Source organism: Mediterraneibacter agrestimuris (assembly GCF_943193195.1).
Classification (GTDB): domain Bacteria; phylum Bacillota; class Clostridia; order Lachnospirales; family Lachnospiraceae; genus Schaedlerella; species Schaedlerella agrestimuris.
The window spans coordinates 125,829-142,178 of the sequence record NZ_CALPDG010000001.1 but is presented as its reverse complement, the minus strand read 5'-3'; the positions used below and the strand labels follow the sequence as shown (position 1 = coordinate 142,178).

Annotated in this window: 18 protein-coding genes; 16 read left to right on the top strand and 2 right to left on the bottom strand. The window is 42.4% G+C overall.

Annotated elements, in window-relative coordinates; translation table 11 throughout:
- Positions 1-283 precede the first annotated feature (283 nt).
- Positions 284-727, bottom strand: coding sequence for a helix-turn-helix domain-containing protein (locus NFS18_RS00690; protein ID WP_251386660.1), 444 nt, complete (start codon positions 725-727; stop codon positions 284-286).
- A gap of 136 nt (positions 728-863) precedes the next feature.
- Here NFS18_RS00690 and NFS18_RS00685 point away from each other — a divergent pair, with 136 nt between their 5' ends.
- From NFS18_RS00685 to rpoN, 13 genes are all read left to right on the top strand, one after another.
- Positions 864-1,052, top strand: a complete 189-nt coding sequence (locus NFS18_RS00685; protein WP_251386659.1) for a helix-turn-helix domain-containing protein — start codon at positions 864-866, stop codon at positions 1,050-1,052.
- A 78-nt stretch (positions 1,053-1,130) separates the two neighbouring features.
- Complete coding sequence (locus NFS18_RS00680) at positions 1,131-1,274, top strand: hypothetical protein (protein ID WP_251386656.1); 144 nt, start codon at positions 1,131-1,133, stop codon at positions 1,272-1,274.
- 5 nt (positions 1,275-1,279) lie between these two features.
- Positions 1,280-1,498: a helix-turn-helix domain-containing protein gene (locus tag NFS18_RS00675; RefSeq protein WP_251386655.1), complete on the top strand. Its 219-nt coding sequence runs from the start codon at positions 1,280-1,282 to the stop codon at positions 1,496-1,498.
- A gap of 2 nt (positions 1,499-1,500) precedes the next feature.
- Complete coding sequence (locus tag NFS18_RS00670) at positions 1,501-2,373, top strand: phage replisome organizer N-terminal domain-containing protein (RefSeq protein WP_251386654.1); 873 nt, start codon at positions 1,501-1,503, stop codon at positions 2,371-2,373.
- 2 nt (positions 2,374-2,375) lie between these two features.
- Positions 2,376-2,879, top strand: a complete 504-nt coding sequence (locus tag NFS18_RS00665; protein ID WP_251386651.1) for a hypothetical protein — start codon at positions 2,376-2,378, stop codon at positions 2,877-2,879.
- A gap of 105 nt (positions 2,880-2,984) precedes the next feature.
- Positions 2,985-3,182, top strand: a complete 198-nt coding sequence (locus tag NFS18_RS00660) for a hypothetical protein (protein ID WP_251386650.1) — start codon at positions 2,985-2,987, stop codon at positions 3,180-3,182.
- Positions 3,183-3,301: 119 nt separating this feature from the next.
- Complete coding sequence (locus NFS18_RS00655) at positions 3,302-3,511, top strand: hypothetical protein (RefSeq protein ID WP_251386649.1); 210 nt, start codon at positions 3,302-3,304, stop codon at positions 3,509-3,511.
- Between the two features lie 258 nt (positions 3,512-3,769).
- Positions 3,770-4,162, top strand: a complete 393-nt coding sequence (locus NFS18_RS00650; RefSeq protein WP_251386645.1) for a hypothetical protein — start codon at positions 3,770-3,772, stop codon at positions 4,160-4,162.
- An 11-nt stretch (positions 4,163-4,173) separates the two neighbouring features.
- The gene (locus tag NFS18_RS00645; protein ID WP_251386642.1) at positions 4,174-5,022 is read left to right on the top strand and encodes a hypothetical protein; all 849 of its coding nucleotides are present in this window, start codon (positions 4,174-4,176) and stop codon (positions 5,020-5,022) included.
- Positions 5,023-5,101: 79 nt separating this feature from the next.
- Positions 5,102-5,968: a sigma-70 family RNA polymerase sigma factor gene (locus NFS18_RS00640; protein WP_251386641.1), complete on the top strand. Its 867-nt coding sequence runs from the start codon at positions 5,102-5,104 to the stop codon at positions 5,966-5,968.
- A 334-nt stretch (positions 5,969-6,302) separates the two neighbouring features.
- The gene (locus NFS18_RS00635) at positions 6,303-6,998 is read left to right on the top strand and encodes a response regulator transcription factor (RefSeq protein WP_251386640.1); all 696 of its coding nucleotides are present in this window, start codon (positions 6,303-6,305) and stop codon (positions 6,996-6,998) included.
- 11 nt (positions 6,999-7,009) lie between these two features.
- The gene (locus NFS18_RS00630; RefSeq protein ID WP_251386639.1) at positions 7,010-9,577 is read left to right on the top strand and encodes a sensor histidine kinase; all 2,568 of its coding nucleotides are present in this window, start codon (positions 7,010-7,012) and stop codon (positions 9,575-9,577) included.
- Between the two features lie 282 nt (positions 9,578-9,859).
- Positions 9,860-11,167 carry an RNA polymerase factor sigma-54 gene (rpoN, locus tag NFS18_RS00625; protein ID WP_251386637.1) on the top strand — a complete coding sequence of 436 codons (1,308 nt, stop codon included), beginning with the start codon at positions 9,860-9,862 and terminating at the stop codon, positions 11,165-11,167.
- A 121-nt stretch (positions 11,168-11,288) separates the two neighbouring features.
- Here rpoN and NFS18_RS00620 read toward each other — a convergent pair whose 3' ends face one another.
- Complete coding sequence (locus NFS18_RS00620) at positions 11,289-12,614, bottom strand: sigma 54-interacting transcriptional regulator (protein ID WP_251386636.1); 1,326 nt, start codon at positions 12,612-12,614, stop codon at positions 11,289-11,291.
- Between the two features lie 278 nt (positions 12,615-12,892).
- Here NFS18_RS00620 and NFS18_RS00615 point away from each other — a divergent pair, with 278 nt between their 5' ends.
- The 3 genes from NFS18_RS00615 to NFS18_RS00605 all read left to right on the top strand — a co-directional run bounded on the left by NFS18_RS00615 (position 12,893) and on the right by NFS18_RS00605 (position 16,304).
- A complete protein-coding gene (locus NFS18_RS00615; RefSeq protein WP_251386635.1) occupies positions 12,893-13,606 on the top strand; it encodes an aspartate racemase/maleate isomerase family protein in 714 nt (237 codons plus the stop codon).
- Positions 13,607-13,751: 145 nt separating this feature from the next.
- The gene (locus tag NFS18_RS00610) at positions 13,752-14,822 is read left to right on the top strand and encodes an NAD/NADP-dependent octopine/nopaline dehydrogenase family protein (RefSeq protein WP_251386634.1); all 1,071 of its coding nucleotides are present in this window, start codon (positions 13,752-13,754) and stop codon (positions 14,820-14,822) included.
- 27 nt (positions 14,823-14,849) lie between these two features.
- The gene (locus NFS18_RS00605; RefSeq protein WP_251386633.1) at positions 14,850-16,304 is read left to right on the top strand and encodes an SLC13 family permease; all 1,455 of its coding nucleotides are present in this window, start codon (positions 14,850-14,852) and stop codon (positions 16,302-16,304) included.
- Positions 16,305-16,350 lie beyond the last annotated feature (46 nt).

Genomic DNA, 16,350 nt, shown 5'->3' with positions numbered 1-16,350 from the left:
TTTCTAGGGCTGTTCCAGTTTCTTCCCAATATGGAAAAAAACTCATTTACCAGTGTACCTATTTGTACGGTGGTTCTGATTCAGATGTGACTAATAGTGACATCCGAAAACGAAACAATGCAGGCTCACATTTTTATGGGCGGTTCTTCATTATGAAGAGCTAATATTTTGGCTTGAGCTGTTTTCGTCCTGTGGTACGAATTGCGCTGGCGCAAATACTAAAATTTTAGTAAGCGTTCTTCAGTGACCACAGTCGGTCGGTGTGATGCCTCCGATCTGAGCGTTATTCGTCTCTTCGGTATTCTGGGATTTTAGTGAGCAGTTCTACTTGTTCTATGGCTTTGTCTTGCCCTAGTGAGTTGAGCTCATCTAATTTTTTAAGTATAGTGTTCTTTTTATCAATACTATTGTATAACTCTTGTTCTTTTCTGCATTCTTCAATATATTCCGGGAGAATTACATTTAAATAATCTTTTATGTTATTTCCTGATATATCGGGAATAGTCACTTCTATAACATCATCTCCGTCTTTTTCCGTCATAAACAAATGTGCTGGGGTAACGTGCAAAACATTAGCTAATTTTGCGATGGCATCTATTTTAGGTGTTCTAGTTCCTTTTTCCCATTGATATATAGCTGTCTGCGATACACCGATTTTTTGTGCAAGTTCTTGTTGGCTTATATTTTCTTTAATGCGTAATTTCTTTAAATTTTCTGGGAAGCTCATAATCGTGTACTCCTTTTCTAATATGATAACAGCGATAAAAATATAAGTCAACAAAATTTAAAACAAAAGTTGTTGACAAATAACAACAAAAGCTGTAATATTGGTAACAACAAAAGTTGTAAAGCGAGGTGAGAAAATGACAATCGACAACAGGAAATTTGAAATTGCTTTAGCGAACAGCGGCTTGACCATCGGACAGGCTGCGGAGCGTGCCGGAATCAGCCGCCAGCGTTACGCTATGATTCTGAACCAAAAAAATGTAACACCGGCATCAGTCGGTAAGATTGCTCGTAGTTTGGGAGTTAATGTAACGGAAATAATTTGAAAAAGCCAATTAAACACCCCGGGCAGGGTGTGAGGAAATGGAAGATTTGTACCGGTACAAAAGGAGGAGTGTAAACGGATGAAAACAGAACAGATCAGAGACTATACTGCGTTAGTACTAAGACGTTCGGAGATTGTATTGTGTTCTGGGAAGAGCTGGAAACCAGAATATGCAGATGAACTGATGGAAATCGATGCAGAGCTGGAGAAGTACAGGAGGTGATAGATTTGGTATGCGCTAAAGTGAATGTGATTATCTCAGCAATGGTAAAGAGTTGCATGACACCGCAGCAGATTGCTGACAAAGCCGGTGTAAGCGTCAGTATCGTGTACCGGATGAGACGCGGCTATTATGTCAAGATGGAGCGTTTCGGCAGAGTGTGCAAGGCTCTGTGCATTGATCCGGAAGATGTAATTGACTATGAACGGCTGGAAGGGAAGGAGTGAAAATGGCAGCAGAAAAAAGGTTGTTCTGGTTACAGCTAAAGAATACATACTTTAACCAACTATCTCAAAAGAAAATGCGTAAGCAATCACAAGGACTTGAAATGCAAGTTATCTATTTGCGGATGATGCTTTTAAGTCTGGACAACAAAGGCTACATTTTTTACCAAGGTGTATATGATTCCATTGAGGAGGAACTTGCAGAAGAATTTAATGAACCGCTTGAGCTTGTGAAACAAACCATTGATTTTCTTATTGAAAATAAAATGGTGACAACAGAGCATGAGAATGATAGTTTATTTATTCCAGAGGCTTTAGATTGTACTGGTAGTGAAAGCGCCTCAGCTAAAAGAGTGAGGGAATACAGAGAAAGAAAAATGTTACAATGTAACAGTGAAGTAACGGAGTATAACGGTAATGTAACAAAATGTAACTCTAAAGATAAAAGTAAGAATAAAGTAAGAGAAGAAAAAGAGTTAGAAAATACTCTTTTTAATTCTCTTACTCTTAAGGAAGGGGATACGCTTCCGCCTTCTGCTGACGCTGGCGGAGCATCCCCCTTTACTCTTATAGACTGTCAGGAGTGTGCGGACGAAGGTAAGGTTAATCTTTCGGAAGATGGCATACAGGCTTTTTATAACCGCATGGAAAAAGACGGATGGAAAATAAAAGGCGAACCAGTTACAAACTTATTGCTGGCTATGCGGGGATTTGCAAAGAACCATAAGCGATATCAAAAACAAAAATCAGAAAGCGCGGAATCAACACAACAGAGGCAGAAAACACAAAAAAAATCTAATCCCCAACTGGAAAGAAAAAAAATGACTAAAGATTATATGCGACAGTATGGACTTTTAGATGAGGATGAGGGGGAATAGTGATGAAGATATCTAGGGAAATTTGGAATAGATGGTTGGAGACTATGTGTGAATATTATGAACATACAGATCCATTCGACAAAGAGGGGTTAATGACAGATACAATGCGGATGATGAGTTTTCCTCTAAGAGTTTTTCGTGTTTTGTGTTCATGTGCCTATTTAGGTAGAGAAGATTTGTTTATAGGTGGAATACTTACAGAGGATATTTTAAAAATAACAGGTTGGGAAATGCCATGCAAGGCAAACGATGAACAAATTAAAAAAGATGAAATTATGTCAAAAAAAATTGAACAGAAGTGCGGAAAATACATAGATAAAAAATTAATCTCTAAATTAATTAAAGAGCAGAATCTTGCTCTTCCGGTTGAATGGAGGACGTTTTATATAATGTATGTTCCGAAAGCTGCCTTTACCACGGGAGAGCTTTCATTTATGGAAAATAATCCTTGCTGGTTACTTTCTCTGGTGGATAATCCGGATAAGCAGAAAACAAAAGCCCCGTAGATGAAAACATCCACAGGGCGCCGTATATGTCAACATACGCGCTTATGGGCGATGGTATGTGACAGGTACATAATAACATGAATTGAACACGAAAGGAAGAGTGTTATGAAAGATAGAGAAGAATTCAACAAGATAGTTGCTGAATCAGTAGAAGTGCTGTTGAAGATGGACGTTGATACATATAATATGACGAAAATTGTGCTTCTAATCTGCCGGAAGGAACATGATGCGTGTAGAGAGTATCTGCAGAAGTTGTTTGCCTTTACTGACCAGCGCAGACCGTTGTTGATCAGAATGAAATAAAACACGTGCTGCCCTCCCCGGGGAGCTGCGCCAACAGCAGAACCGGGGCGGCATGGACAAGAGAACGTTCGCAACGTTGCCGAACGGTTTACCAAAACAAACGAAAAGAGGTGGCATACATGAGCGTAAGGATCAGGGTTTCATATACAGACGATCAGGAGCTTGCCGGAATAACCCGGCTGCTGTCTCCATTAGTGAAGAAATGGAAGAGACAGCCGTCAAACGGGAAGTATAAGAGGGCATATGGTGTCAGTGAAACAGCGGCACCAAAACAGATCAGGAAACAGGGAGGATCTGGCATCGAACAGCGGGGGAACAGCGGGAAATGATGTGATTGTGATTGGAAAAGTAGTTGATTTGTTGGAGGTCAGTGTGATATAATTGTTTTAGAGCAAATAGAATAAATATAGAGTACCGCACACAGATGTTACCTCTCTGGTGTGTAAGCCTTTACAAGGGCGTGGGAATAACTAATAGTCAAAAATGACTAATAGCTGTTCTTGCGTCTTTTTTATTTGCTTGTCTTTCGTATTTAGGCAGTAACCAAAGAGCCGACCGGGCGTTAAACGGGGAAAGGACGTGGAAACATGGAAGGAAACACAAATACTGTAAATAATCAGGAACCGCAGCAGACCGTACAGACAGGCGAAAGGACTTTCACGCAGGACGAAGTGAACCGCATTGTCCAAGAGCGGCTTGCCAGGGCAAAGACAACGAATGAACCGGATCAGCGGGAACTCGACTTGCAGAAGCGAGAACGCGCGTTATATGTACGTGAAGCCGTCGCAAATGCCGGGCTTGACAAAGAGCTTGCTGATGAGTTCGCAGGATTGGATAAAGAAACCGTTGACAAATGTTTAAAGATTATAGCCCCGTATGCCCAGAAGATGAAAGAACCGATTTTAAACGCAGTCGGTCCTACTGGCGGAAATGGTTTTAAAGACGATGACATCCGAAGAGCTATGGGGTTAAAAGTATAGGAGTTGGGTAAATGGCAATAGAATTAGTAACGAAGTACCTGCCGTATGTTGATGAACTATTTAAGGCAGAGAGTAAGAAGTCTCTTCTTACAAATAATGATTTTGACTGGACAGGGGCGTATACGGTAAAGGTGTACAAGATTGGCACATCTGCAATGAATGATTATGACCGTGATGGCAGCGAGTCCGGGGCGACTGGGTCACGTTATGGGGCAATCGGAAATCTTACAGCGAACACGCAATCAATGACGATCACAAAAGATCGCTCTTTCACGTTTGTGATTGATAAGCTGGATAGTGACGAGACAGGAAGAACGCTTGAAGCAGCTTCGGCGCTGGCGCGTCAGCTGAGGGAGGTAGTTGTGCCCGAGGTTGATTCATATGTGTATGGTAACATGTGTAAAAATGCAGGAACTAAGCCGGAATCGGTAACTTTGACAGCGGATAACATTTACACGGAAATTATCAAGGCTACCACAGTTCTTGATGATGCAGAGGTGCATGAAACAGGACGGGTGCTTTTAGTAGTGCCGGAAGTGTATCAGCTGATGAAGCAGAGCAGAGAGATTGTATTGAATACGAATGTTGGGGAAGATATGCGATTAAAGGGTGTTATATCCAATCTGGACGGTATGAATGTGATTAAAGTATCATCTAAGCGTGTGCCGGAGGATTTCGGCTTCATGGTAGCCCATCCGTGCGCTACAGTCTGCCCCACCAAGTTAGCAGATTACAAAACACACCAGGATCCGCCGGGAATCAGCGGAACATTGATTGAGGGACGTATTGTATATGACGCGCATGTGCTGGATAACAAGAAAAAGGCGATCTACTACCAGCAGAACAAACCTGCAGCATAAGACATGACCTAATAATTTGATAAAGGTGCCCCGGACGATTTTTCCTCGCGTCTGGGGTATTTTTGAAAGGTGGCGCACTATGACGAATGAACAGTTGGTAGCTCTGATCAGAGCGCATGAGAACGAAGCTGAGCGTATGCTTGCCCTGTGGGAGCAGAATAAAGGCTTTATATCAAAGATTGCCTTGAAGTATTCCGGTCATGCAGAGATGGACGATCTGAGACAGGAAGGGTATCTGGGGTTGTGTGAAGCGGTGCGGCATTATGATTCAGAAAAGGGCATCCCATTTATCAACTACGCTGCTTTCTGGATCCGGCAGGGCATGATCCGTTATATTGATAACTGCGGTAATGTTGTCCGGATTCCGAGCCATGCAAGACAGGACATCCAGAAATACAAGCGGATATCAGGGGAATACCTCAAGTATTATGGCTCTGAACCATCTGAGCGTGAGCTGTGCGCCCTTTTGGGGGTGAGCCGCAAGAAACTGCGCAGGCTGCAGGAAGATGCCGGAATGGAGCGGATACAGAGCCTGAGCGCACCGATAGGAGAAGAGGGCGAGGACTTGACTCTTGGGGATACTGTTGCATCTGGTGAGGACCTTGAAGATGAATGCGTCCGGCGGCTCGACCGGGAAGCCATGAAGCGTGAATTGTGGATTGCAATAGATTCTCTTCCGGCTGATCAGGCGCATGTTATCCGGCGGCGGTATATGGACGGGCTGACATTGAGGGAGACCGGGGAGCGTCAGGGGGTATCTGCTGAATATGTACGGAATATAAGCGATAAGGCAATGCGGACATTGAGGTTACCGAGACGCAGCCGGAAGTACCGGGCATATTATGAGCAGTACCTGGCTGCTGCACCGGTGCATCATGTAGGTGTTGCAGACTTCCAACGGACATGGACAAGTGAAGTAGAGCTACAGGCTATCAAGACATTTTAGACACCTTAAAAAAGGAATGTTTATAAATGTGATGCTGTAAAACGTACTGCTGCCAATTCGGAGAAGCAGCATTCGATCGGCAAGCAGTAACACTAGTAGAGTAGCACTAGTAGCTTAAGGGGGAGTAACACTAGTAAAGCACTAGTTGAGTAAATAAAGACCATTTTCTTAATGTATCAAATATCGAAAAATCCCATAAAACCGCCATTGTCAGCTCTGTACATAAGGCTCGAATCTATAGGAATTTTAAAGAATTAATAATTTCATAAGATTTTCCCCAATACTCCTTAAATTTTCACTGATATCATGTATACTGTAAGGGAGGTGATGAGAAATGTACAATATATTAGTATGTGATGATGACAAAGCAATCGTAGAAGCAATTGAAATATATTTGAGTCAGGAGGGGTATCACATTCTGAAGGCATACGATGGAGAGCAGGCGCTTAAAGTGCTGGAGACGGAGGAGGTTCATCTGTTGATTTTAGATGTGATGATGCCGCGTTTGGACGGTATCCGGGCAACATTGAAAATCCGGGAGAAGCACAGCATTCCGATTATCATATTGTCGGCAAAATCTGAGGATGTGGATAAGATTCTTGGATTAAATGTAGGAGCCGATGATTATGTGACGAAGCCTTTTAATCCACTGGAGCTTGTGGCACGGGCGAAATCTCAGTTGAGGAGATACACAAAATTCGGCGGTACAAAGCAGGAGAACGCAGAGAAGGTGTATGAAGTAGGCGGTCTGCGGATCAACGATGATTTAAAAGAAGTGACCGTGGACGGCGATGCAGTGAAACTGACGCCGATCGAATACAATATTTTATTATTATTGATGAAGAATCAAGGGAGAGTATTTTCGATAAATCAGATATACGAATCAATCTGGAATGAAGATGCGATCGGGGCAGACAACACGGTGGCGGTACATATCCGTCATATCCGGGAGAAGATAGAGATCAACCCAAAGGATCCGAGATATTTGAAGGTGGTCTGGGGAGTGGGATACAAGATTGAGAAAATGTAAAGGAGTATATTATGAAGAAATGGTATAGAAGCATACCGGTAAAAGCGGGGCTTATAGGAGCAGCGGTTGTGTCTGCCATTGTTGTAAGCCTGAGTTCGGTGCTGATTTTGGGAAATCAGGGAGAGGGAATCGTGAATTCCGACAATCTGATGGGATTTCAGGAGAATGCGTATGAGGAGTCTTCTGCATTTGAAGAACGTATGCGGGATGTTTCATACAATGTGATGGACGGCATCGTGTCCAAACGGTCTCTTGAGATAATGGACGGTAAATATGATCCGGGTCGTGTTGTGGATATAATGGAATATTATAAAAATGGGAAGATCAGCGGCGAAAATGTGTCCGGGCTGAGTTATAAACTGGGTGAACTGGTTGAATGGGAATCGGGCAAGAACTATGCTGATACAACTATCGTGGTTTGTAAGAAGCGGGACGGAGCATATTACTATTATTATCTTGATGAATTTGAAGATTTATTACAAAAAGGTGATCTGAAGCTTAACGCTGCTTTTGCAGAAGAGAGTGAAAGTTATTATGAAGAAGATCTGGTTCAAAATGTAATTCAGGCGCTGGAGGGCGGGTATTCACCGATGGGTTATTATGGAGAAAGAATACAGATACTGAATCCAGACGGAGAGATGCTTTACGGGGACTTTTGGCCTTTCCAGCCGGGAATTGTCGAGACAGTGAAGCCTGTAGGTGCAGAAAATGTTCTGGAGGTGGTAAATAAAACGCCGGAGTTGAATGGAGAACTGGAAAATGTATTTGTTGCATTGGAAAGCGCGGTTTCAAATATTCCATGGGATTTCGAGCAGTATGAAGTATTTGATGAGATGTGGGCTGAGGGCAATACAAACTTCCAATATCTTTTCGTGGATAAAGAACACAAGATCGTTTATACAAATAACGGCGCGTATGAGAAATTTGAACAGGTGGAAGCAAGTATTGAGAAAATAAAGAAAGCGGGGAAATATGTAGTCGTGAAGCCGAAGCTGGCGGATTTTGAAAGCAACATGCATGCGGATGCGTCCGAGTGGCGGGGAGTGCCGGCAGCCTATGGAGCAGACGGAGAATATATATTTGCCGCGGCAGTGGATACAGAATATCCGGTACAGGATATTTTCTATGTAAGCGCAAAGGAATATGGGAAATATGCGCCATATCTGCGCAATGCGGGAATATTTATCATTCTTGGCGGAATTCTGCTGATGGTTTCTCTGGTCTGGCTGACTGTGATTGCCGGACGGCGTATGAACGATGAAGAACTGCATCTCAATGGATTCGACCGATGGAAGACTGGGCTTGGCGCAGCGGCAGTTATCATACCGTGGATTGGGATAACATGGTTTCTGGGAGCGAACTGGACAGGGCTCGGTTATACATCGATGCCTTATAAGATGAATCAGTACCATGCGGGATATGTTTATTATACATTTTCTATGACGGCTGCGGACGCACTGGTGATCGTGGGCTATGTAGGCAGTACGATGATACTTTTTCTGACCGGTTACCTGAGTCTGGTGCGCAGGATCAAGGGAAAAACAATCTGGAAAAATAGTGTGATAGTTTGGGTGTACCGAATCTTTAGTAAGCTCTGGAGACATCGGAGTGTGTGCCTGCGGTCGCTTCTTCTGATCGGCGGATTTGTTCTGATTCACTGGCTGGCGATATTGGCAGGTGGGAATGGATTTATTATGCTGCTGATGTTTGCGGCAGAACTCGGAGCATTGTATCTTACTATCCGAAGCGCTATTGATAAGGATCGGATACGCAAGGGAATTCAGGAAATTGCTTCTGGGAATGTGAATTATCAGATCCCGCTTGAGAAGGTACATGGGGAAAGCCGTGAGATGGCAGAACTGGTCAATGGTATCGGAGATGGACTGAACAATGCGGTGGGGGCGGCAATGAAGAGCGAGCGGCTGAAAACGGATTTGATCACGAATGTATCCCACGACATCAAGACTCCTCTTACATCGATCATTAATTATGTGGATCTGCTGAAACGGGAGAATCTGGACGATCCAAAGATTCAAGGGTATCTGGAGGTTCTGGAGGCAAAGGCACAAAGACTGAAGACGTTGACCGAAGACGTGGTGGAAGCATCTAAGGTAAGCAGCGGAAATATCACGCTGGAGATGATGGATGTCAATCTGGTAGAGATGGTAAACCAGACGATCGGAGAATTTTCCGAGAAGATGGAAGCAAAGAATCTGACGGTAGTCGCATCTCTTCCGGAGGAGCCGGCGATCGTCCATGTGGACGGCAGACGGATGTGGAGAGTACTGGAAAATATTTTCAACAATGCGGCAAAGTATGCCATGACGGGAACCCGCGTTTATGCGGATTTGAGGGTCAAAGAAAACGGAGTGGAATTCTCTTTGAAAAATATTTCTGAGAATCCTCTTAATATCAATGCAGAGGAACTGACTGAACGATTTATCCGCGGCGATGTGTCACGAAGTACGGAGGGCAGCGGACTGGGACTGTCTATTGCAAGAGATCTGACCGAGATGCAGGGCGGAACATTCAAGCTCTATTTGGACGGAGATTTGTTCAAAGTGATAATAGAATTTTAAATAAAAAGCTTATTGATTCAATAAAACAGGAGTTCACAAAGTGGATTTTATGTGTGGTGGATCAATAAGCTTTTTCTGGTTACTGTGCACAGTAACGTTACAGTTCAGCATAGGAGTTTGCACTTGCTGCAAACTCCGTAAAAATGTGTGATGGGAAAACCTGGAGGGTGAAACTTAGGTGATGGTCCATTTACAGGAAGTAGAAAAGGTGGTAAAATAGAAACCAAAGAAAATAGGAAGACTGTTTGAGACGTACCGTGAGATAAAAGGGAGAAGATTTGCATGGAACAGCATTATCAGATGTTACAAAAACAAAAACAGATACTTACACATCAGCAGATCCAGTCGCTGGAAATTCTGACAATGGATAATGTTGAACTGGAGGCATTTCTTCAATCTGAATATTTGGAAAATCCTATGCTGGAGCATACAGATGGTACAGGAGAAAGCGCATTGTTCTCCAATGCCGTACAACCATCGAGTGAAGATGGGAAATGGAATCAGAAGATAGAAGAATCGGTAGATTTACGGGAGTATCTTAAAAGTCAGCTTAAGATTGGAATTGATGATAAAAACACAATCAGAATAAAAACATATCTGATAGAATGTATCGAAGACAGCGGATATTTTACGATGCCTGTAGAAGAGATGGCGGTGCAGTGCGGAGCTTCTGTTGGAGAAATCAGAAAATGTCTGGAGGAGTTAAAGCAATTGGAACCAATCGGCGTTTTTAGCGCCGATTTGGAAGAATGTCTGTTGTATCAGGTAAAATCTATGAAAATAGAACTTCCGGAATTAGAGAATATTATTGCGCACCATCTGGAAGATCTGGCAGATGGGAATATAGGGAAGATTTCAAGGCTTCTGCATATTTCAACGGCGCAGGTGCGAAAATGTGCACTACTGATCTCAACATTGAATCCCAGACCGGCAAGAGGCTTTGGAACCAGGGACACAGAATATATAGTTCCGGATATTATCGTCAGAAAAGAAGAGAAGTGGGAGATTATACTGAATGATTCATGGATTGGAAATTATCAGATTTGTGACTATTATCTGCGGATGATGGAGGAAACACAGGACAAGGAGCTGAAGAGATACTTTCAGGAAAAAGCTCAAAGAGTAAGATACATTATGAAAAATGTCGAACAGCGGAGAGAGACGCTGCTCAACCTGGCGAACCTGATTGTGGATTTCCAAAATGATTATCTGGAAGATTGCGGAAATTTAAAACCAATGACGATGGCAGATGCTGCTGAAAAAATGGAAGTGCATCCGTCTACGATTTCAAGGGCGGTTAAGGGGAAATATATACAATTTCCGAAGAAGACAGTTTTATTAAAAGATATGTTTTCGGCTGCTGTAGTAAAAAATGGAACGAAGGAGGAAATGAACGCGCAGGAAATTAAAGATATGATCTGCAAATGGATTGAAAATGAAAACAAAGCAAAACCCTACAGTGACCAGAAATTAAAAGAAATGCTTGATGAAAAGGGGATACCGATATCCAGAAGGGCGGTGGCAAAATATCGGGAAGCACTTGGTATCAGGGGGAGCTTTGAACGGAAAGAAATGAAAGAATCGCTATAAAATATTATTTACAGCAAAAGGCTCATGTCCGATCAGGACATGAGCCTTTTGCTGTAAAGTATGTGATAAAACATCCGCTGGCAGGAAAACATGTCTATAGGGGAAATTTTTGGATGTATATTTAAATAGTGGTGCTGCCCCATAAATCATCGTGCTCACGGATGCAGTTTTTCAGGTTTTGCTGAAAGGGAGAAGAGCCGTCAATGACCAACTGTTCATTTTTTAAAATAGGATCCAGGATCTTGCTGCTTTCTGTAGGTATGATATAAAGTCCATTGTGTACCTGCTCGGTCAGATGTCTGAGATGCACAAGCATGGAAGGACTTACTGCGGATAAATAATCAAAATAAGCGTTGGCGCAGGCTAATTTTATATCAGAAGAAAGCTGACCGATATTTGCGCTGCACTCATAGGAGCAGAGTGCATTAATTACAGCGGAATGGGTTGAAATACGCAGATGGATATTTTGAGATTCCTTCCAGAGGAAGAAAATAACCAGCTGCAGACGTTCATGAATGGTGCGCTCTCTTAAGGCGGGAAGTGATATCTGTGCAGGCATTCGGCGTAAAAATGTATGTAACATGACCTCAGATGGATTTTCGGTGGTTGCTCCGATAATAAGCACGTTGGCACGGTGTTCCTGTTCTGTTTGTCCAAGACGGCTGTATACACCTTGATCCATAAGGAGGAAAAGTTTTTCCTGACCTTCGGGACTGAGCCGATGAATTTCGTCCAGAAAGAGAATACTGTCATTAGCCTGGTCGATCAGCCCTTTTCGTTCACGTTCGGCGCCGGTGAAAGCTCCCTTTACATAACCAAATAAGAGTGACATAAGCAACTGCGGGTTATCCGCGTAGTTTGCACAGTTCAGAGTGATCAAGGATTTTCCAGCCTGAATTCGTCCGCTTCTGGAAGCGAAATCATACATAGCCCGTGCAAACATACTTTTACCTGCTCCAGTAGGACCGGTAAGCAGGGCATGCAGACCGTGGGGCGGATAGAGCATAGCAGCCTTTGCCTGTTTAATGGGAGTGGAAAGGCTTTCTCTGCACCCGATGATATGCTCAAAGGAGGAGTCGGAAAAAGATTCTGTTAAATGAAGACCTGACTGTGTATGATAAGTCTCTTGGTTTGGCAGACAATATTGGATAAAGCTGTCAACACTGGGGAAGAATCGTGTTTCTACGGTGCGGCCCAGAAGATTTTCTATATGAACAAGTGAAGCGTAGGCTACAGGGCGGTTTCCAATCCGTATCAGACACCCGGATTCATAGAGTTTTTTACTTTCCAGACTTACATTGTTCGGTGTAATGCCTGTCTCCCGCGCAATATTCTGAATTTGAAGAAACACAAGTCCTGTTTCTAGATATGAAAGTTCTAAGTTCTGGGAATGCTTTGAAATTATTTGATATATTTTATCTGCTCTTTTTTCTTTTTTATTTTCCATAAATTCTCCAATAATAAGAATATAAAAATAGTATTAATATTAAAGTTGTAATATTAATTATAATACATATGGTATAGATTGTCAATATGTACAAAAATAGTGCTAAAATCTCGGAAAAATGCGGAAAGATATTGGCATAAATACACAAAAAAATTGATAGAAAAAAGTTGGCACACTAGTTGCTTATATTAAAATTATAAAAAGTAAAGCATTAGGGTTCCCGCAATGATTGTGATACAATGTAGAAGGTTAATTATATTATTCAAGGAGGGAACCATATGTTACAGCAGAAAAAAACAGCATTGATTGGTCTTATTGTAATGGGAGCGAGCGCTTCCATAGAAAAAGAATTTCATAAAAATGTACCGGATCAGGTTCAGATTACCACGACCCGGGTACCTTTTGGAGAAGTGTCTTATAATGGTTTTTTGGAGGTAACCAGAAAATGTCCGGATGCAGCAAAGCTTTTGATGGAGGCACAGCCGGATGTTATTGCAATAACAAGTTTCCTTGGAGGTTGTATCAGAGGAAATGAGTTAGTTAACACGTTGCAGCAGATGACGGGAATTCCGGCTTTAATGCCATCATCTGAAATGGTCAGAGTGCTGCGGCAGATTAAAGCCAGACGGATTGCAATTGTATCGATTTTTTCTAATGAATTCTGTCTGTTAGAAAGAATGTTTTTTGAAAATATGGATATTAGTGTAGTTCAGAGTATTAATATGTCGGAGACTATGGAAACGAACCCCTATACTGTGGTTAATATTTGCTATGAAGATATGATGGAGCATTTGAAAGCGGCAGATTTTTCGGATGTGGATGCAGTGGTTTTTGACCATCCGATGTTAGATTTAAATTCAGGCATCGGAAAAGAACTGGAAAAGATGATTCCGGTTCCATTCTTTTCAACGACGCAGGTTTTACTCTATTCCGCGTTGAAACGAGTAGGAGAGCACACTGGTCATTTGTTCCTGTCAAAATTTTTAGACTGATAAGAGCTCTGGTATACGTTTGAAGAAGTAGCTTTGAATTCTCCAATTTGAAAAATGTCTGTTTGAGGCACGTTATAAACATGAAATAGTCGTAGTAATTTATGAGAGTACTATGATTATAATATAAAAAAAGGAGAGTAAGGCAATGGGAAAGGCAACAAAAGTAACAGTGATAGGAGGCGGCGGTACAGCTATTTTCATGGCTACCTACCTGACGATTCAAGGTCATGAGGTCACTATCTGTGACGAGGAATGGCATGGTACACGTCTGAAAGCTATTCAGAAAGCCGGAAATGAAATGAATCTGATTGGAAATTGCGGGACAGGGCACGCAGTAATCCATGAGATTACATTTGATGTAGAGAAAGCGCTGAAGAATGCAGAGGTTGTATTGATTTCGGCTATGGCAAAACGCCATGAGTCAATCTCAGACTGGATTGCGCCTTATCTGAGAGAGGGGCAGACGGTCTGCTTCTCAGCAGGAAACTGTGCGTCCATCACGTTGAAGAAGAAATTAGGGGATAAGAAGGTTGTTGTAGGTGAAATGCAGGGGAATATTGGTCCTTGCCGTCTGGTTGATACGACAACAGTAACCTGTGCGTTCCCGTATGCTGAGAAACCAGTAGCGGCATTCCCGGCTTGTGATAATGATGCGCTTGTTGCCGGACTTTCCAAGGTATATCCATGTCATGCAATTAAAAACGTATTTCAGGCAACATTAAGTTCCCCGAATGTATCGATTCATCTTGCAGGAACATTGATGAATACGTCCAAAATGGAGACAATGAATGATTTCCGCCTGTATCAGGACGGTATGTCTCCATCAGTAGCAACGGTTATTGATGCAGTAGAAAATGAACGCGAAAGCGTGATGGATAAAATGGGATATCAGAGAACACGTGCTGTAGGTCAGATTTACTCTCTGTTAGAGTATCCAAAACATCCGGAGCTGGCTCAGTTCCGTGTTCTGTCGGGACCGGTAAAGGGTGTCCATGACCGCTATGTAATAGAGGACGCACATGCCGGAAACAGCCTTCTGCTTTCTATTGCCAAGAATTTTGGCATTAAGACACCTGTAGTAGAAGCACTGTTGACATTGGCTTCCGTGCTCAATGACAATGAAGATTTCTATGCCGGCGGTCTTACCCTGGAAAACCTGGGACTGGCAGAAAAGTCTGTGGAAGAGATAAATAATTATCTGGAAACAGGGAACTAAATTTTGGGAATACAAAGGAGGATAAAAATGAATACTGCAGCAAAAGCAAATAAAAAAGACCTTAAGTATTGGATATATACGTTGATCGGACTATTCTTCATGTTTGGTTTTGGTATGCTTACACCAATTGAGCCGCTGACTCCGGTTGGTATGAAGGTTCTCGGAATCTTTATTTCAGTACTGTTTTTGTGGTCAACAGTGGGTCTTGCATGGCCGGCCCTGATGGGAATCGTAGCTCTGGGTATGAGTGGTTACTGTACAGTAAATGAAGCAATAGCTTTAAGTTTGGGTAGTTCTGTGGTATGGCAGGTGTTGATGTTCATGCTTTTAGCAGGTGGTGTTACAGCCTGCGGACTTGGCGAGTATATTGCAAGATGGATTATCAGCCGTCCATTCCTGAAAGGAAGACCGATTCTGTTTACATTTATGTTTTTCGTGGGCTTCTTTGTTTCTTCTATTATGACAATTTCCATCGGCGTTATCTTGCTGGCGTGGAATGTTATTCAGAATCTGGCAGAGATTGTAGGGTATGATGAGAATTCATCCTTTATAAAAGCTTTAAAAATTTACATGGCTATGGCTTGCGGACTTGGTGAATTTTGTGTTCCGTTTAAGGGTTGGCAGCTTGCCTTGTGTAATGCATATACAGCAGCAGTTGGAGCACCGGCTAATTATCCGCTGTTCATCTTCTCAGCACTGCTGATTGGAATTATTATCATTTTCCTGTGTGTACTGGCAATGAAGTATATTTTTAAACATGATTTCTCCAAACTGGCTGATTTTGACGCAAGCGTACTGGCATCCAGCCAGAAGAGTATGACCAAGGTACAGGGAATCTACTTAGGAACTTTCATTTTCATTATGGTGATTACTTTGATAGCTTCTGTATTGCCGGCAGAAATGGCAATTGTACAGATTATCAACCAGAAATTTACAACAGCAGGTATTTATGCATTGATCATTGCTGTATTATGTCTCGTGAAAATGGATGGAGAGCCTCTGATGGACTTTGCTAAGGTATCTCAGGTAGGTGTTCGTTGGGAGCCGATCCTGATCTGTGCAGCGGCTATTCCAATTGCAAATGCGTTGACTTCTGACGCTACCGGAATTCTGGAGCTGTTTGCAAATATCCTGAACCCGCTTTTTGCAAACGCAAGTATCCCGATATTGATTTCCTTTATCCTGATCGTAACTCTGGTTTTGACAAATTTGGGAAGCAACACAGGAGTTGCATTGTTCCTGATAGCGATCACAGTTCCGCTTGGAAAACAGATGGGAGCAGATATGGGGCTTTTAGGTATCGTTATTATTTACAGTGCCAGCCTTGGACTGATGTTCCCGGGTGCATCTGCACTCTCCGCATTGTGCTATGGACAAAAAGAATTGGATGCAAAAATGATCATATCACATACGGGTGTTGCCTGCCTGATATATATTATTTTGGGTATTCCATACTTCTGTCTGATAAACGCTATTTTTTAAATGCTAACTAATAGTTGGGACAGAAAAATCCTTGTAAGAAATGAAA

Excerpts from the sequence above, each read along its gene's own strand:
- NFS18_RS00680 (WP_251386656.1), top strand. The coding sequence starts at position 1,131 with ATGAAAACAGAACAGATCAGAGACTATACTGCGTTAGTACTAAGACGT.
- NFS18_RS00650 (WP_251386645.1), top strand. The coding sequence starts at position 3,770 with ATGGAAGGAAACACAAATACTGTAAATAATCAGGAACCGCAGCAGACC.
- NFS18_RS00670 (WP_251386654.1), top strand. The coding sequence starts at position 1,501 with ATGGCAGCAGAAAAAAGGTTGTTCTGGTTACAGCTAAAGAATACATAC.
- NFS18_RS00620 (WP_251386636.1), bottom strand. The coding sequence starts at position 12,614 with ATGGAAAATAAAAAAGAAAAAAGAGCAGATAAAATATATCAAATAATT.
- NFS18_RS00660 (WP_251386650.1), top strand. The coding sequence starts at position 2,985 with ATGAAAGATAGAGAAGAATTCAACAAGATAGTTGCTGAATCAGTAGAA.
- NFS18_RS00640 (WP_251386641.1), top strand. The coding sequence starts at position 5,102 with ATGACGAATGAACAGTTGGTAGCTCTGATCAGAGCGCATGAGAACGAA.
- NFS18_RS00610 (WP_251386634.1), top strand. The coding sequence starts at position 13,752 with ATGGGAAAGGCAACAAAAGTAACAGTGATAGGAGGCGGCGGTACAGCT.
- NFS18_RS00685 (WP_251386659.1), top strand. The coding sequence starts at position 864 with ATGACAATCGACAACAGGAAATTTGAAATTGCTTTAGCGAACAGCGGC.
- NFS18_RS00645 (WP_251386642.1), top strand. The coding sequence starts at position 4,174 with ATGGCAATAGAATTAGTAACGAAGTACCTGCCGTATGTTGATGAACTA.
- NFS18_RS00655 (WP_251386649.1), top strand. The coding sequence starts at position 3,302 with ATGAGCGTAAGGATCAGGGTTTCATATACAGACGATCAGGAGCTTGCC.
- rpoN (WP_251386637.1), top strand. The coding sequence starts at position 9,860 with ATGGAACAGCATTATCAGATGTTACAAAAACAAAAACAGATACTTACA.
- NFS18_RS00665 (WP_251386651.1), top strand. The coding sequence starts at position 2,376 with ATGAAGATATCTAGGGAAATTTGGAATAGATGGTTGGAGACTATGTGT.
- NFS18_RS00630 (WP_251386639.1), top strand. The coding sequence starts at position 7,010 with ATGAAGAAATGGTATAGAAGCATACCGGTAAAAGCGGGGCTTATAGGA.
- NFS18_RS00615 (WP_251386635.1), top strand. The coding sequence starts at position 12,893 with ATGTTACAGCAGAAAAAAACAGCATTGATTGGTCTTATTGTAATGGGA.
- NFS18_RS00605 (WP_251386633.1), top strand. The coding sequence starts at position 14,850 with ATGAATACTGCAGCAAAAGCAAATAAAAAAGACCTTAAGTATTGGATA.
- NFS18_RS00690 (WP_251386660.1), bottom strand. The coding sequence starts at position 727 with ATGAGCTTCCCAGAAAATTTAAAGAAATTACGCATTAAAGAAAATATA.
- NFS18_RS00635 (WP_251386640.1), top strand. The coding sequence starts at position 6,303 with ATGTACAATATATTAGTATGTGATGATGACAAAGCAATCGTAGAAGCA.